Here is a 15745-nt window from a genome sequence, read left to right on the forward strand (position 1 = left end):
TAAGGGAAGAAGTATGTCGTTACTTGCACAACTGGATAAAAGCATTGCCGCGCGTGGTGGTTTGATTGTCTCCTGTCAGCCAGTTCCCGGCAGCCCACTGGATAAACCCGAGATTGTGGCGGCGATGGCGCTGGCGGCAGAGCAGGCTGGGGCCGTCGCGTTACGTATTGAAGGGATTGAGAATCTGAATGCGACGCGTGCCGTGGTTTCCGTACCGATAATCGGTATTCTCAAACGCGATCTCGCGGATTCTCCAGTGCGCATCACCGCGTTTCTGGAGGATGTCGATGCGCTGGCGCAGGCTGGCGCGGACATTATCGCGATTGATGGCACCGACCGCGTGCGTCCGGTGCCGGTTGCGGTGCTACTGGCGCGTATCCATCACCACCAGTTGCTGGCAATGGCCGATTGCTCTTCACAGGAGGACGGCCTGGCCTGTCAGGCGCTCGGTGCAGACATTATTGGCACCACGCTTTCGGGTTACACCACCGCAGAAACCCCTGATGAACCGGATCTGGCGCTAGTGAAATCGCTGAGTGAAGCCGGGTGCCGGGTGATTGCTGAAGGCCGCTACAATACCCCGGCGCAGGCCGGTGAAGCAATGCGTCACGGCGCCTGGGCAGTGACGGTCGGATCTGCGATTACCCGGCTGGAGCACATCTGTGAATGGTATAACACAGCGTTGAAAAGGGCGGTGCTATGACGACGCTGGCCATTGATATTGGCGGTACGAAACTCGCCGCCGCGCTGGTGGAGGATGATTTGCAGATTCGCGAACGTCGTGAGCTGCCCACCCCTGCCAGTAAAACGTCTCCGGCACTACGCGACGCGCTGAAAACACTGGTGCAACCGTTGCAGTCGCAAGCGCATCGGGTGGCGATAGCCTCGACGGGGATTATCCGCGAAGGCCACCTGTTGGCGATAAATCCCTCTAATTTGGGCGGGTTGCTTCACTTTCCGCTGGTGCAGACGTTAGAAGCCCTCACCGGCTTACCAACGCTGGCGATCAACGATGCACAGGCTGCCGCATGGGCGGAATATCATGCAATTGCCGATGAAACGCGGGATATGGTGTTTATCACCGTTTCAACCGGCGTCGGCGGCGGTGTGGTCAACGACGGTCAGCTAGTCACCGGTACCGGTGGTTTGGCCGGACACCTGGGTCATACCCTCGCGGACCCTAATGGGCCGGTGTGCGGCTGTGGACGAGTGGGATGTGTCGAGGCTATCGCGTCGGGACGCGGTATTGCTGCCGCAGCGCAAGGCTCGCTTGCCGGATGCGATGCGAAAACCATTTTTGCCCGCGCGGCAGAAGGGGATGAACAGGCCCGCCGACTTGTCGCTGACTCCGCACAGGTGCTGGCACGGCTGATTGCCGATACGAAAGCGGTCACCGATTGTCAGCGGGTGGTTGTCGGCGGCAGCGTTGGGCTGGCGCAGGGGTATCTGTCGCAGGTCCGCGCCTGTCTCGAACGGATGCCTTCGGTTTATCACGTAGAATTAAGCCCGGCACACTACCGCCACGACGCGGGACTGCTGGGCGCGGCATTGTTAGCGAAAGGGGAGAAAGATGATATTAGGTGAAGTTCGTTCGTTGTCTGCTGCCGGTTTACATCCCGTGCTGGAAGAGGCGCTGACGCTGGCGTTGACCGCCAGACCGCAGGAGCAATCCCCTGGTCGCGTTGAGCTACGCGGGGACGATATCTTTATGAACGTAATGCAGTTTGCCACGCAATCGGCCTCTGAGAAAAAGGCCGAACTGCACGAGCAATACATCGATATCCAGCTACTGCTGGCGGGAGAGGAACGCATTCATTTCGGCGTGGCGGATTCTGCGCGGCAATGTGAAGAGGTACATGTTGAAGAGGATTATCAGCTTTGTCGCGAGATAGCGGGTAGTCAGACCATTACCCTACAGCCAGGCATGTTCGCGGTATTTATGCCCGGAGAGCCGCACAAACCGGGGTGCAGCGTGGGAGAACCGAAAGAGATTAAGAAAGTTGTCGTCAAGGTTCGCGCCAGCCTGTTAGGCGCATGAAAATGCCGGATGGTTTTTACCATCCGGTCTTACGCTTTACACATCCATCCCGTTCATTATTTTGTCAATGATGTTTCTGAGGATACCGCTTGCTGCGCTGTCAGTGCCAATTGCGAACGAATGAGTTCATCTGCCAGTAATTTTTCGTCAGGCAATTGCACTTTATATTCACTTGCCATCACGGTATTCGGTAAACCGTTCAGCGCGTAGTGCGCTTCTCCAGCCCCTTTTCCCGCACACAGGATTAACCCTACTGGCGGATTTTCCCCCGGCATTGTCCAGTGCTCTTTGGCGTAGTTAAGGTACATGTTCATTTGTCGTGCATCGGCATAGCTGAATTTGCCCATTTTCAGGTCAACAACTAACAGACAACGCAAGCGGCGATGGAAGAAAAGCAGGTCGACGCGAAACCAGCTATCGTCAATGCGTAACCGGCGCTGTCGGCTGACAAACGCAAAATCGTCCCCGAGTTCAAGCATAAACTCCATCAGATGGTTAATCAGTGCTTCTTCCAGATCGGATTCAGAATACTCATCTTTCAGATCGAGGAATTCGAGAATAAAGGGATCGCGTATTGCGTGTTCTGGTAAGACTTCGGGCACGGTGGGCGCAGCCTGTTGCAGCAACGCGGGTTTATCATGAGACAGCAGCGTACGTTCGTAAAACTGAGACGCGATTTGCCGATCGAGTTGTCGTACTGACCAACCGTTGCGTAATGTTTCTTTCTCGTAAAAGGTGCGGGCATCGGGGTTTTTAACTGACAGGAGACGGACATAGGCTGACCAGGGCAGCGGGAATATCCTGGCGAGTTGTTTGAGATTTAAAGATTCGCCAGACAGTGTCTGGTGAATTTCAATATGCTGAAAATAAAGGTAAAAAGCTCTAATTTGCCGCAGGTTGCCGGTTGAGAAACCACGCTTATAGCGCCGGGTTAAATCTATGGACAGTTGCTCAATCAGTTGAGCACCATAAGCTGCCCGCGTTTCACCGCCCTGCTCAAACTGGACAATACGTCGACCTATTTCCCAGTACGTCGCCGTCATGATCGCGTTGATATTGCGGACGGTCTCTGTCCTGGCAGTATCCAGCAGATGGATTATGCCGTTGTGGATTTGCTGATAATCGCCGGCGGGCTGTGCCGATGTTGTTGCCATCATATTATCCCTGACATGATAGTTACGGATTGAAAATATCTCGCTATCAGTACATTTAAAGGGATATACGGTCAATTCTACTCAGCCCATTACATTCATTTACGGCGAAATTTGCGAGCCGCTTTCGAAGAATGAAGGTGGGATATAGCGAAAAGAAAGGGTGACTCCCCATCCCTGAGCGAGAACTCAGAGCAGGGGAGTCAGAAAGGTTTACTACACTTCCAGCCAGTTCATGATCCCGTCAGCCGCTTTGCGGCCTTCGGCAATGGCGGTCACCACCAGATCCGAACCACGCACAATGTCACCGCCGGCGAAGATTTTCGGATTGCTGGTCTGGAAGGCGTTATCGCTGCCTTCCGGCGCGATAATACGGCCCTGAGAATCCAGTTCGACGCTGTGTTTTGCCAGCCACTCCATGTTATGGGGGCGGAAGCCAAACGCCATCACAACGGCATCCGCCGGAACCACATGTTCGGAACCGGGGACGATTTCCGCACGACGGCGGCCTTTCGCATCCGGCGCACCCATTTCGGTACGTGCCATTTTCACGCCGCTGACTTTACCATTCGCATTGATTTCAATACCCAGCGGCTGCACGTTGAACTGGAACTCCACACCTTCTTCACGCGCGTTTTTCACTTCGCGTCGGGAACCCGGCATGTTTTCTTCGTCACGGCGATAGGCACAGGTGACATGCGTTGCGCCCTGACGAACGGAGGTCCGCACACAGTCCATGGCGGTATCGCCACCGCCCAGCACCACCACGCGTTTACCTTCCATATTGACGTACGGTTCGTCGGTGGTTTCACCAAAGCCCATGATCTGCTTCGTATTGGCGATCAGGAACGGCAGGGCATCGAATACGCCATCGGCGTCTTCGTTTTCCAGCCCGCCACGCATGGACTGATAGGTGCCGACGCCGAGGAATACCGCATCGTACTCTTGCAGCAGGTCGTCGAGCTGTACGTCACGTCCCACTTCCACATTCAGTTTGAACTCGATTCCCATGCCAGTGAAAATTTCACGGCGGCGAGTCATCACCTCTTTTTCCAGCTTGAAGGCCGGAATGCCAAAGGTCAGCAGGCCGCCAATCTCTGGATGACGGTCAAACACCACGGCCTTCACGCCATTGCGGGTCAACACGTCGGCACAAGCCAGCCCGGCTGGACCGGCACCGATGATCGCAACCCGCTTGTCAGTCTGGCGAACGCCGGTCATATCCGGACGCCAGCCCATTTCGAACGCTTTATCATTGATATAACGCTCGATGTTGCCGATGGTGACGGCACCGAACTCGTCGTTCAGGGTACAAGAACCTTCACACAAACGGTCCTGCGGGCACACGCGACCGCACACTTCCGGCAGCGTGTTGGTCTGGTGAGACAGTTCCGCAGCTTCAAAAATGCGTCCTTCATTGGCGAGCTTCAGCCAGTTCGGAATGTAGTTATGAACCGGGCATTTCCACTCACAGTACGGGTTACCGCAGGAAAGACAACGATCCGCCTGTGCTTTTGCCTGACCTTCTGAAAACGGTTCGTAGATTTCGATAAACTCGATTTTGCGGATCTTCAGCGGCTTCTTCGGCGGATCAACGCGCTGCAGGTCGATAAATTGGTATACGTTCTGACTCATTGCTGCTACCCCTTACTGCGCCTGCACACGCAGCTCTGCTGCGCTACGACTACGGTGACCCAACAGTGCTTTCACATCACTGGACTTCGGTTTAACCAGCGCGAATTTGTTAGCGAAGGCTGACCAGTTAGCCAGAATCTCTTCCCCGCGCTGAGAACCGGTATGCTGCACGTGTTCGGTGATCAGGCCACGCAGATGCTCTTCGTGGATAGCCAGTTCGTCAACGCCCAGCACTTCGACCAGTTCCGGGTTTACACGTTTACGGAACTCACCATCTTCATCCAGCACGTAGGCAAACCCGCCCGTCATACCCGCGCCGAAGTTCACTCCGGTTTTGCCGAGGATACAGACGATTCCGCCGGTCATGTATTCGCACCCGTTGTCGCCAATCCCTTCCACCACGGTGATCGCACCGGAGTTACGCACCCCGAAACGCTCACCCGCACGCCCTGCGGCATACAGACGACCCCCGGTCGCGCCATACAGGCAGGTGTTGCCAATGATGCTCGCTTCATGACTGCGGAAAGCGGAACCGACCGGAGGACGCACCGCCAGCAGACCACCCGCCATGCCTTTGCCGACATAGTCGTTAGCATCGCCGGTCAGGTACAGCTCCACGCCGCCCGCGTTCCAGACACCGAAGCTCTGGCCTGCGGTACCGCTGAAGTGCGCTTTAATTGGGTCAGAGGCCAGCCCCTGATCGCCATGGGTCTGAGCAATATATCCCGAGAGCGACGCGCCAACAGAACGATCGGTGTTACGAATATCGAACCAGAAGGTTTTGCTCTGGCGCTCATCAACATACGGTTTCGCCTGTTGCAGCAACTGTGCGTTCAGTACACCGTTATCAAACGGTGGGTTGTTCTCGGTGCAGTACAACGCTTTGCCGGGATGCGGCTCCGCGGTTTCCAGCAGCCGGGACAGCGCCAGTTTCTGCTGTTTGGCGGTAAACCCGTCCAGTTCTTTCAGCAGGTCGGTACGGCCAATCAGATCCACCAGACGCGTCACGCCAAGCTGCGCCATCAGTTCGCGCGTTTCGCGAGCGATAAACTCAAAGTAGTTGGTTACTTTGAACGGCAGACCGTGATAATGGTTCTTGCGCAGTTTGTCGTCCTGGGTTGCCACACCGGTTGCACAGTTGTTGAGATGGCAAATACGCAGGTATTTACAGCCCAGCGCCACCATCGGGCCGGTACCGAAGCCGAAGCTTTCTGCTCCGAGGATCGCCGCTTTGATGATATCCACGCCGGTTTTAAGACCGCCATCGACCTGCAAACGGATCTTATGACGCAGGCCGTTGGCGACCAGCGCCTGCTGGGTTTCCACCAGGCCCAGTTCCCACGGACAGCCTGCGTATTTTACTGAAGAGAGCGGGCTCGCGCCGGTGCCGCCGTCATAACCGGCGATGGTGATCAGGTCAGCGTAGGCTTTCGCCACGCCGGTCGCGATGGTACCGACGCCCGGTTCGGACACCAGCTTCACGGAGATCATCGCCTTCGGGTTCACCTGCTTCAGATCGAAAATCAGCTGCGCTAAATCCTCGATAGAGTAGATATCGTGGTGCGGCGGCGGGGAGATCAGCGTCACGCCCGGTACCGAGTAGCGCAGTTTGGCGATGTACGGGGTCACTTTATCACCCGGTAGCTGACCACCTTCTCCCGGTTTCGCACCCTGGGCGACTTTAATCTGAATCACGTCGGCGTTAACCAGGTACGCCGGGGTGACACCGAAGCGACCAGAGGCCACCTGCTTAATGCGTGACACTTTATTGGTGCCGTAGCGCGCCGGGTCTTCGCCGCCTTCGCCGGAGTTGGAATTACCGCCGATGCTGTTCATCGCTTCGGCCAGTGCTTCATGTGCCTCCGGGCTTAGTGCGCCGATCGACATTGCCGCGGTATCAAAACGTTTGAATAGTTCGCTCGCCGGTTCGACTTCCTCGATGCTGACCGCGTTGTCGCCAGGATTAATTGCCAGCAGATCGCGCAGTGTCGTCGCGGGACGCTCGTTGACCAGTTTTGCGTATTCCTGATAGTCGCTGTATTCCCCGCTCTGAACCGCCTGTTGCAGGGTTCGTACCACGTCCGGGTTGTAGGCGTGGTATTCGCCGCCATGCACATACTTCAGCAGGCCGCCCTGTGAAATAGGTTTACGTGCCAGCCAGGCGCGTTTGGACAGGTTCAGCAGATCCTGCTGGAAGTCTGCAAAGCCCGCGCCGCCGATGCGACTGACCACGCCCTGGAAGCAGAGATTCACGACATCATCATGCAGGCCCACCGCTTCAAACAGTTTGGAGCAGCGGTAGGAGGCGATGGTTGAGATGCCCATTTTGGACATTATTTTGTACAGCCCTTTGTTGATGCCGTTACGGTAGTTCAGCATCACGGTACGGTAGTTTTTGGCGATCGCCTGAGTGTCGATCAGACGGCCCAGCGTCTCATACGCGAGGTATGGGTAAATGGCCGTCGCGCCAAAGCCCAGCAGCACGGCGAAGTGATGCGGATCGCGAGCGCTTGCGGTTTCGACAATGATGTTGGCGTCGCAGCGCAGGTTCTGCTCAACCAGGCGCGTTTGTACTGCGCCGACGGCCATCGGCGCCGGTACCGGCAGGCGATTTTTGCCGATATTACGGTCTGTCAGTACCAACAGAACGGTGCCGCTGCGGACCATTTGCTCGGCGGTATCGCACAGCGCTTTGACTGTCTCTTCCAGCGTGGTTTGCGTCGCATCGAAGGTGATATCGAGCCGGTCGGCGCGATAATGTTCTTCTTTCATCGTAGTGAGCTGCTGGAAATCAGAGTACAGCAGAATTGGTGATTTAAAGCTCAGACGGTGCGCCTGGCCTTCCGCTTCGCAGAAGACGTTCATCTCGCGACCGATGCTGGTCGCCAGCGACATGACATGCGCTTCACGCAGCGGATCGATAGGTGGGTTCGTCACCTGGGCAAACTGCTGGCGGAAGTAGTCGTAAATGATGCGCGGCTGGCTGGAAAGCACGGCAAACGGGGTATCGTCACCCATTGAACCGACCGCTTCCTGACCGTTTTCGCCGAGCACGCGGAGAACGGAATCCAATTCTTCGGCGCTGTAATTAAACTGTTTCTGGTAGCTGGCGAGCGTATCGTCGTCCAGTTCACGCTGGCCCACCTGATCGTCTGCCAGATCTTCAAACGGCACCAGGCGGCGGACGTTTTTCTCCATCCACTCTTTATACGGATGGCGGCTTTTCAGGTCGTCGTCCGTTTCGGCGGAGTGCAGAATGCAACCGCTGCGGGTGTCGATAACCATCAGTTCGCCGGGGCCGACACGGCCCTTTTCGACCACTTCGTCAGGCTGGTAGTCCCAGATCCCGACTTCAGATGCGCAGGTGATCAGCTTGTCTTTGGTGATGACATAGCGCGCCGGACGCAGACCGTTACGGTCGAGGTTACAGGCGGCGAAACGCCCGTCGGACATGACGATACCGGCCGGGCCGTCCCACGGCTCCATATGCATGGAGTTAAAGTCAAAGAAGGCGCGCAGATCCGGATCCATATCCGGGTTGTTCTGCCAGGCTGGCGGCACCAGCAGACGCATGGCGCGGATGATGTCCATCCCGCCCGCCAGCAGCAGTTCCAGCATATTATCCATGGAACTGGAGTCGGAGCCGGTTTCGTTAACGAACGGCGCGGCGTCGTGCAGATCCGGTATCAGCGGGGTCTGGAATTTATAGGTACGGGCGCGAGCCCACTGGCGGTTACCGGTAATGGTGTTGATTTCGCCGTTGTGCGCCAGGTAGCGGAACGGCTGCGCCAGCGGCCAGCGCGGCACGGTGTTGGTGGAAAAACGCTGGTGGAACAGGCAAATGGCCGATTCCAGACGCAAGTCCGCGAGGTCCAGGTAGAAGCGCGGCAGATCCGCCGGCATACACAGACCTTTATAGATGTTGACCAGGTTTGACAGGCTACAGACGTAGAAGTCTTTGTCTTCCTGTAGTCGTTTTTCAATACGGCGACGGGCGATGAACAGACGACGTTCCATATCGCGCGGACGCCATCCCGCAGGGGCATTCACAAAAATTTGTTCAATACGCGGTAGGGAGGAGAGGGCGATTTCACCCAGTACACCTTCGTTGGTCGGCACATCACGCCAGCCAACAATCGACAGAGTTTCCTGCTGAAGCTCTTCTTCGACAATATGGCGAGAGGCGGCGGCCAGTTCAGGGTCTTTGTTCAGGAAGATCATGCCAACCGCGTAGTTTTTGGCTAAACGCCAGCCGTGCTCTTGCGCAACGATGCGGAAAAAGCGGTCAGGTTTTTGCAGCAGCAGACCACAACCATCGCCGGTTTTACCATCAGCGAGGATTGCGCCACGGTGCTGCATTCGGGCCAGTGCGTGTATGGCGGTACGCACTACCTTGTGGCTAGGTTCGCCTTCTATGTGGGCGATCAGGCCGAAACCACAGTTATCCTTCTCAAGGGATTTATCGTACAACATATCAGTGAACCTCCCCAGGCTCTGCGAGACCCCCTTCCGATACCGTTTGCGCACGGGCACACCAAGAGCATGGCGACGGGGTTTGCGTGTCATACGCGTACCTCGCATTCGCCCTCTTTATCCATTTCGCTTAGGTCAAACAAGTTTGAGGACTTGCTGTCAGAGGGAATCTCAATTACTGCATAAATATGATGAGCACACCGCTCATCCAGAAAGCTTCCAGCGGATTTCCACGTTATCGGGAATCCACACACAGGTCAAATGGCAATCTTATTTCTCTAATAATGTGCTATAGAGCATTTATCTTCATGAAAACATTGAAAATAATATCATTTTGACATTGAATTAACGTACTGGAAACGAGGCGAGGAGTGTGATCTGTCTCACTGTCATAACCGCTTGTTAGCTCATGTCTCCGCTTTATTCGTCGTCAGATGTAGTGTTTTATGCTGGTTTGTTGCGATATGGCATTTCATGATACTGTTTTTGCGCAATCGACGTCAGAAGATAAAAAAAATGACCGGAGATAAGGAAAAGTAATTGGCTGGGTTGTGAATGAAATATCGTTTATTTTGACTGGATATGCAATTGATAAAAGCCTGCCGGGGCGATTGATCCAGGTCATCGCCGACAAGGGCTAAAAATGGCAGGCTTTGGCCTCTTTTCAAGGCGCGGTCTATCAGATTATGCAGTTACAGAAATTAGTCAATATGTTTGGTGGGGATCTTTCTCGGCGTTATGGGCAAAAGGTTCATAAACTGACGCTCCACGGCGGATTTAGCTGTCCAAATCGCGATGGCACCATCGGACGCGGCGGCTGCACTTTCTGTAATGTTGCCTCTTTTGCGGATGAAGCGCAGCAGCATCATTCGATCGCCGAACAACTCGCGCACCAGGCGCATCTGGTTAATCGTGCGAAACGCTATCTGGCCTATTTCCAGGCCTATACCAGTACCTTTGCTGAAGTGCAGGTGTTGCGCTCGATGTATCAGCAGGCGGTCAGTCAGGCCAGTATTGTCGGGCTGTGCGTGGGAACGCGTCCCGACTGCGTACCGGAGGCGGTTCTCGATCTGCTCTGTGAGTATAAAGACCAGGGCTATGAAGTGTGGCTGGAGCTGGGGCTGCAGACCGCACATGACAAAACGCTGTACCGTATTAATCGTGGTCACGATTTTGCCTGTTATCAGCGCACGACCCGCCTTGCCCGTGAGCGCGGCCTGAAAGTTTGTTCGCACCTTATTGTCGGCCTGCCGGGAGAACGGCAAGCGGAATGCCTGCAAACGCTTGAGCGGGTGGTGGAGACGGGAGTGGATGGCATCAAACTGCATCCGCTGCACATCGTGAAGGGCAGCATTATGGCCAGAGCGTGGGAAGCAGGGCGTCTGAACGGGATTGAACTGGATGACTACACGCGAACCGCAGGCGAGATGATCCGTCATACCCCGCCGGAGGTGATTTATCATCGTATTTCCGCCAGCGCGCGCCGTCCCACGCTGCTGGCACCGTTGTGGTGCGAAAACCGCTGGACCGGGATGGTCGAGCTGGATCGTTATCTGAATACGCATGGCGTGCAGGGTTCTGCGATCGGACGGGCATGGGTTCCGCCTGACGCCTGAACTATGACGGGCATTCGCATTTCTTGCACATTCTTCAACGTCTTGCCCAGAATTGAGTATTATTGTGCCAGGTTGTCGTAAAGGAAATCCCTGATGAAGCAAATTCGTATGCTGGCGCAGTACTATGTGGACCTGATGATGAAATTGGGTCTGGTGCGCTTTTCGCTGTTGTTGGCGTTAGCGCTCGTTGTGCTGGCAATTGTGGTGCAGATGGCGGTCACCATGGTGCTACATGGTCGGGTCGAACAGATCGATGTCATCCGCTCCATTTTCTTTGGTTTGTTAATCACCCCCTGGGCGGTCTATTTTTTGTCGGTGGTGGTGGAGCAACTGGAAGAATCCCGTCAGCGGTTATCCCGACTGGTGCAAAAGCTGGAAGAGATGCGTGAGCGCGACCTCAAGCTCAACGTCCAACTGAAAGATAATATTTCGCAGCTGAATCAGGAGATTGCTGACCGCGAAAAGGCAGAGGCGGAACGCCAGTCCACGTTTGAGCAGCTCAAAGTTGAGATCAAAGAGCGCGAAGAGGCGCAGATCCAACTTGAACAGCAATCCTCTTTTTTACGTTCTTTTCTGGATGCCTCGCCGGATTTGGTTTTTTATCGCAACGAAGATAAAGAGTTTTCCGGCTGTAACCGGGCGATGGAGTTGCTCACCGGCAAAAGCGAAAAACAACTGGTTCATTTAAAGCCTGCTGATGTGTACTCGCCGGAAGCCGCCGAAAAAGTCATTGAGACCGACGAAAAAGTTTTCCGCCATAATGTGTCGCTGACCTATGAGCAATGGCTTGATTATCCCGACGGGCGCAAAGCCTGTTTTGAAATCCGCAAAGTGCCTTATTACGATCGCGTTGGTAAACGTCATGGCCTGATGGGTTTTGGTCGCGATATTACCGAGCGCAAGCGCTATCAGGATGCGCTTGAGCGCGCCAGCCGCGATAAAACCACCTTTATTTCCACCATTAGCCACGAGCTGCGCACACCGCTGAACGGAATTGTCGGTCTGAGCCGCATTCTGCTGGATACTGAGCTGACGGCCGAACAGGAAAAATACCTGAAAACGATCCATGTCTCCGCCGTGACGTTGGGGAACATCTTCAACGATATCATTGATATGGATAAGATGGAGCGGCGTAAGGTTCAACTGGATAACCAGCCAGTGGATTTCACCAGCTTCATGGCCGATCTGGAGAACCTCTCCGGCCTGCAGGCGCAGCAGAAAGGGCTGCGTTTTGTGCTCGACCCGACCTTGCCGCTGCCGCATAAAGTGGTGACTGACGGCACGCGTCTGCGGCAGATCCTGTGGAACCTGATCAGCAACGCGGTGAAATTTACCCAGCAGGGCCAGGTGACCGTGCGCGTACGTTACGATGCCGGCAGTACTCTGCACTTTGAAGTGGAAGATTCCGGCATCGGCATTCCGCAGGATGAGCAGGACAAAATCTTCGCCATGTATTATCAGGTGAAAGACAGTCACGGCGGAAAACCAGCGACCGGTACAGGCATCGGTCTGGCGGTCTCGCGTCGTCTGGCGAAAAACATGGGTGGAGATATCACCGTGGCAAGTCAGCCAGGTAAAGGCTCAATCTTTACTCTGACCGTCCATGCGCCAGCGGTGGCAGAAGAAGTTGAAGATGCGTTTGAGGATGACGATTTGCCGCTACCGGCGTTAAATGTCCTGCTGGTGGAAGATATCGAACTGAACGTCATTGTGGCGCGCTCGGTGCTGGAAAAACTCGGTAATAGCGTGGATGTCGCGATGACCGGGAAAGCGGCGCTGGAGATGTTCACGCCGGGCGAATACGACCTGGTGTTGCTGGATATTCAGTTGCCGGATATGACGGGCCTCGATATTTCACGCGAACTGACCCAGCGTTATGCGCGTGAAGATCTGCCGCCGCTGGTGGCGCTGACGGCAAACGTCCTGAAAGATAAAAAAGAGTATCTGGATGCCGGTATGGATGACGTGCTGAGCAAGCCGCTGTCGGTACCGGCGTTAACCGCCATGATTAAGAAGTACTGGGATACCCAAGATGAGGAGGAGTGCACGGTGAAATCTGAAGAGAGCAGTAAATCGCAAGCGCTATTAGATATTCCGATGCTGGAACAGTACATAGAGCTGGTGGGGCCGAAACTAATTACCGATGGCCTGGCGGTGTTCGAGAAGATGATGCCAGGTTATTTAAGCGTTCTGGAATCCAATCTGACCGCGCGTGACAAAAAAGGCGTGGTTGAAGAAGGGCATAAAATTAAAGGGGCGGCGGGTTCTGTTGGCCTTCGTCATCTGCAACAGCTGGGGCAGCAGATCCAGTCACCCGATCTTCCGGCATGGGAAGATAACGTGGGGGAATGGATTGAAGAGATGAAGCAGGAGTGGCAACACGACGTTGCGGTATTAAAGGCCTGGGTGGCAAACGCTGGAAAAAAATGACCCCGGCTTGACCGGGGTGCGCGAATACTGCGCCAACACCAGGGAAATCATGGCTGCGCCGTAAGTTATAATTGTGATTTAAAAGGCGCAGCGCGTAAATTCGGGCCGCACGCAGTTAAGATGGCAAATCTTAAATGCTTTGTTACATGAATCAGTTAAATGTGTGAAGCGTAGCATTTTAATCACAATTATTAATGTGCTGCAGATAGTGGTGAAAAGGACATTTGAATGAAAAAAATTGGCGTAGTTCTCAGTGGATGCGGTGTGTATGACGGTGCTGAAATTCATGAAACCGTACTGACGTTGCTGTCCATTGCCCGCAGCGGCGCGCAGGCCGTCTGCTTTGCACCCGACAAAGCGCAGGCCGATGTGATTAATCATCTGACGGGCGAACCGATGGCGGAAACCCGTAATGTACTGATTGAAGCGGCCCGTATTACACGCGGCAACATTCGTCCGCTTTCTCAGGCAGTCTCAGCCGATCTGGATGCGCTGATTGTTCCTGGTGGTTTTGGCGCGGCCAAAAATTTGAGCAACTTTGCCAGTCAGGGCAGTGAATGCCGGGTTGATCCGGATTTAGCCGGGCTCGCTCTGGCGATGCATCAGTCGGGCAAGCCGCTGGGTTTTATGTGCATCGCCCCGGCGATGCTGCCGAAAATCTTCGACTTTCCGCTACGTCTGACAATCGGGACCGATATTGATACAGCGGAAGTGCTGGAAGAGATGGGGGCGGAGCATGTGCCGTGCCCGGTCGATGATATCGTCGTTGATGAAGATAATAAAATCGTCACCACACCGGCCTACATGTTGGCGCAGGACATCGCTCAGGCGGCAATGGGGATCGAAAAACTGGTATCACGCGTGCTGGTCCTGGCGGAATGAAAAAAGGAGTTTTCGCCTTTCTGAGGCGAGTGATATTGCGCGTCGTGATTATCCTCGCCGTTTTCTGGGGCGGTGGCATTGCGCTGTTTAGCGTGGTGCCTGTGCCTTTTTCAGCGGTAATGGTTGAGCGGCAGATCGGTGCCTGGCTACAGGGTGACTTTGGCTATGTTGCTCATTCCGACTGGGTGAGTATGGATGAAATCTCTCCGTGGATGGGACTCGCGGTGATTGCCGCAGAAGACCAGACCTTCCCGGACCACTGGGGTTTTGACGTTGCTGCCATCGAAAAAGCGCTGTCACATAACGAACGTAATGAAAACCGCATTCGCGGCGCGTCAACATTGTCACAGCAAACGGTTAAAAATCTCTTTCTCTGGGATGGGCGTAGCTGGTTGCGGAAAGGGCTGGAAGCCGGACTTACCGTCGGTGTAGAGACGGTCTGGAGCAAGAAGCGGATCCTGACGGTTTACCTGAATATCGCGGAATTTGGTGATGGCGTATTTGGCGTCGAAGCCGCCGCACAACGCTATTTTGGCAAACCGGCCAGCCGATTGACTCAGTCAGAAGCGGCGCTGCTTGCCGCTGTATTACCCAATCCTCTGCGCTTTAAGGCCGCAGCACCTTCAGGCTATGTGCGTAGCCGTCAGGCGTGGATACTGCGTCAAATGCGACAGTTGGGTGGGGAGTCGTTTATGACCCGCCACCACCTGCATTAAATCTGCATTACGCCTCGCGCGAAGAGAGTGACAATCCGCTGCGTTCTTTCGGGTGGACGTCTTTTTCCAGCGCGACGGCCAGTACCGGTTGGGCGATAAAACGCTGCCACAGCCTTTCCTGCTTACGATGGCAGAACCATTTTGACCAGGTCGCCAGCGGGATCAACGTCCCTTCGCCAATATTATCGCAAACCACCGGCACCACTTCCGATTCGCTGATACGGTGACAAAGAATGTTCTGTGGTTTCAGCGTCATGGTGACGATATGGTTGTCACGCAGGTAGCGTTTTAGCGTCTTCAGCAGCTGACGCAGCACGGCAAAGTCGTCTTCGTAACGACATTGTTTGGCAAATTCGGTGAGAGTGATGGACGGCTTGCCGTCGTAATCGGCAATCACATCGTAAACGTAACCCGTTCCGCAGTCGGTCTCGACCGTGCCGTAATAGCGAGGGATACCGCTCCAGTCTTTCAGGTAGCGAGAGAGGTGAGCATAGTACTTCAGTTCACGCTGTGTCTCTTTGTCGCCGCCGTGTCCACTGTTGTAAACGATCTTAATACAACGTTGGGCATCATCCGGATGCGCATAACACTTACGATGTCGTCCGGTGCCCAGGGGAGTCTCTGCTGATAAACGAATCATGAGTGATATCCTGGAAATATTTACTGACAATAATCCAGTATGAACACTCAGGTTAAATGAAACCTAAACGACTTGTCTTAAGGTTTTCTTAAGGTAATTCTTAAGTTAAAAAGCGCACGAATTGTACAGTTTAGGGGGCAAAAACGAAAAAAAACGCCTGGTGG

The 15745-nt window shown here is 54.7% G+C and carries 11 protein-coding genes; 7 read left to right on the forward strand and 4 right to left on the reverse strand.

Annotation, left to right across the window (positions count from 1 at the left end):
* Positions 1-13 precede the first annotated feature (13 nt).
* The 3 genes from KI228_RS02630 to nanQ are packed head-to-tail and all read left to right on the forward strand — an operon-like array spanning position 14 to position 2038.
* A complete protein-coding gene (locus tag KI228_RS02630) occupies positions 14-703 on the forward strand; it encodes an N-acetylmannosamine-6-phosphate 2-epimerase (RefSeq protein ID WP_061069290.1) in 690 nt (229 codons plus the stop codon).
* A complete protein-coding gene (gene nanK / locus KI228_RS02635; protein ID WP_044263659.1) occupies positions 700-1584 on the forward strand; it encodes an N-acetylmannosamine kinase in 885 nt (294 codons plus the stop codon). Before KI228_RS02630 ends, nanK begins: the two co-directional genes overlap by 4 nt.
* On the forward strand, positions 1571-2038 hold the full coding sequence (nanQ, locus tag KI228_RS02640) for an N-acetylneuraminate anomerase (protein WP_061069289.1): 468 nt from the start codon (positions 1571-1573) through the stop codon (positions 2036-2038). Before nanK ends, nanQ begins: the two co-directional genes overlap by 14 nt.
* Positions 2039-2094: 56 nt before the next feature.
* Here the strand turns inward: nanQ and KI228_RS02645 are convergent, their stop codons facing one another.
* From KI228_RS02645 to gltB, 3 genes are all read right to left on the reverse strand, one after another.
* The gene (locus KI228_RS02645) at positions 2095-3192 is read right to left on the reverse strand and encodes a PDDEXK nuclease domain-containing protein (protein WP_104010272.1); all 1098 of its coding nucleotides are present in this window, start codon (positions 3190-3192) and stop codon (positions 2095-2097) included.
* Between the two features lie 213 nt (positions 3193-3405).
* Complete coding sequence (gene gltD, locus KI228_RS02650) at positions 3406-4824, reverse strand: glutamate synthase subunit GltD (protein ID WP_042998313.1); 1419 nt, start codon at positions 4822-4824, stop codon at positions 3406-3408.
* 12 nt (positions 4825-4836) lie between these two features.
* Entirely contained in the window at positions 4837-9297 is a 4461-nt protein-coding gene (gene gltB, locus KI228_RS02655; RefSeq protein WP_061069287.1) for a glutamate synthase large subunit, read from the reverse strand.
* 686 nt (positions 9298-9983) lie between these two features.
* Between gltB and mnmL the strand changes: the two genes are divergently transcribed.
* The 4 genes from mnmL (at position 9984) to mtgA (ending at position 14941) form a co-directional block, all read left to right on the forward strand.
* Complete coding sequence (gene mnmL, locus KI228_RS02660; RefSeq protein ID WP_044263697.1) at positions 9984-10913, forward strand: tRNA modification radical SAM protein MnmL/YtqA; 930 nt, start codon at positions 9984-9986, stop codon at positions 10911-10913.
* 93 nt (positions 10914-11006) lie between these two features.
* Positions 11007-13343: an aerobic respiration two-component sensor histidine kinase ArcB gene (gene arcB / locus KI228_RS02665; RefSeq protein WP_042998311.1), complete on the forward strand. Its 2337-nt coding sequence runs from the start codon at positions 11007-11009 to the stop codon at positions 13341-13343.
* 228 nt (positions 13344-13571) lie between these two features.
* Positions 13572-14225 (forward strand): isoprenoid biosynthesis glyoxalase ElbB, encoded by a 654-nt coding sequence (gene elbB / locus KI228_RS02670; protein WP_042998310.1) that lies wholly within the window; start codon positions 13572-13574, stop codon positions 14223-14225.
* On the forward strand, positions 14222-14941 hold the full coding sequence (gene mtgA, locus KI228_RS02675) for a monofunctional biosynthetic peptidoglycan transglycosylase (RefSeq protein ID WP_042998309.1): 720 nt from the start codon (positions 14222-14224) through the stop codon (positions 14939-14941). Before elbB ends, mtgA begins: the two co-directional genes overlap by 4 nt.
* 7 nt (positions 14942-14948) lie before the next feature.
* Here the strand turns inward: mtgA and yrbL are convergent, their stop codons facing one another.
* A complete protein-coding gene (yrbL, locus tag KI228_RS02680) occupies positions 14949-15581 on the reverse strand; it encodes a PhoP regulatory network protein YrbL (protein ID WP_042998308.1) in 633 nt (210 codons plus the stop codon).
* Positions 15582-15745 lie beyond the last annotated feature (164 nt).

Origin of the sequence: Citrobacter amalonaticus (assembly GCF_018323885.1) — a bacterium.
Lineage (GTDB): Bacteria > Pseudomonadota > Gammaproteobacteria > Enterobacterales > Enterobacteriaceae > Citrobacter_A > Citrobacter_A amalonaticus.

Bases quoted from the DNA above. Each gene is read 5' to 3' on its own strand.
- KI228_RS02630 (WP_061069290.1), top strand. From the start codon at position 14: ATGTCGTTACTTGCACAACTGGATAAAAGCATTGCCGCGCGTGGTGGT.
- nanK (WP_044263659.1), top strand. From the start codon at position 700: ATGACGACGCTGGCCATTGATATTGGCGGTACGAAACTCGCCGCCGCG.
- nanQ (WP_061069289.1), top strand. From the start codon at position 1,571: ATGATATTAGGTGAAGTTCGTTCGTTGTCTGCTGCCGGTTTACATCCC.
- KI228_RS02645 (WP_104010272.1), bottom strand. From the start codon at position 3,192: ATGGCAACAACATCGGCACAGCCCGCCGGCGATTATCAGCAAATCCAC.
- gltD (WP_042998313.1), bottom strand. From the start codon at position 4,824: ATGAGTCAGAACGTATACCAATTTATCGACCTGCAGCGCGTTGATCCG.
- gltB (WP_061069287.1), bottom strand. From the start codon at position 9,297: ATGTTGTACGATAAATCCCTTGAGAAGGATAACTGTGGTTTCGGCCTG.
- mnmL (WP_044263697.1), top strand. From the start codon at position 9,984: ATGCAGTTACAGAAATTAGTCAATATGTTTGGTGGGGATCTTTCTCGG.
- arcB (WP_042998311.1), top strand. From the start codon at position 11,007: ATGAAGCAAATTCGTATGCTGGCGCAGTACTATGTGGACCTGATGATG.
- elbB (WP_042998310.1), top strand. From the start codon at position 13,572: ATGAAAAAAATTGGCGTAGTTCTCAGTGGATGCGGTGTGTATGACGGT.
- mtgA (WP_042998309.1), top strand. From the start codon at position 14,222: ATGAAAAAAGGAGTTTTCGCCTTTCTGAGGCGAGTGATATTGCGCGTC.
- yrbL (WP_042998308.1), bottom strand. From the start codon at position 15,581: ATGATTCGTTTATCAGCAGAGACTCCCCTGGGCACCGGACGACATCGT.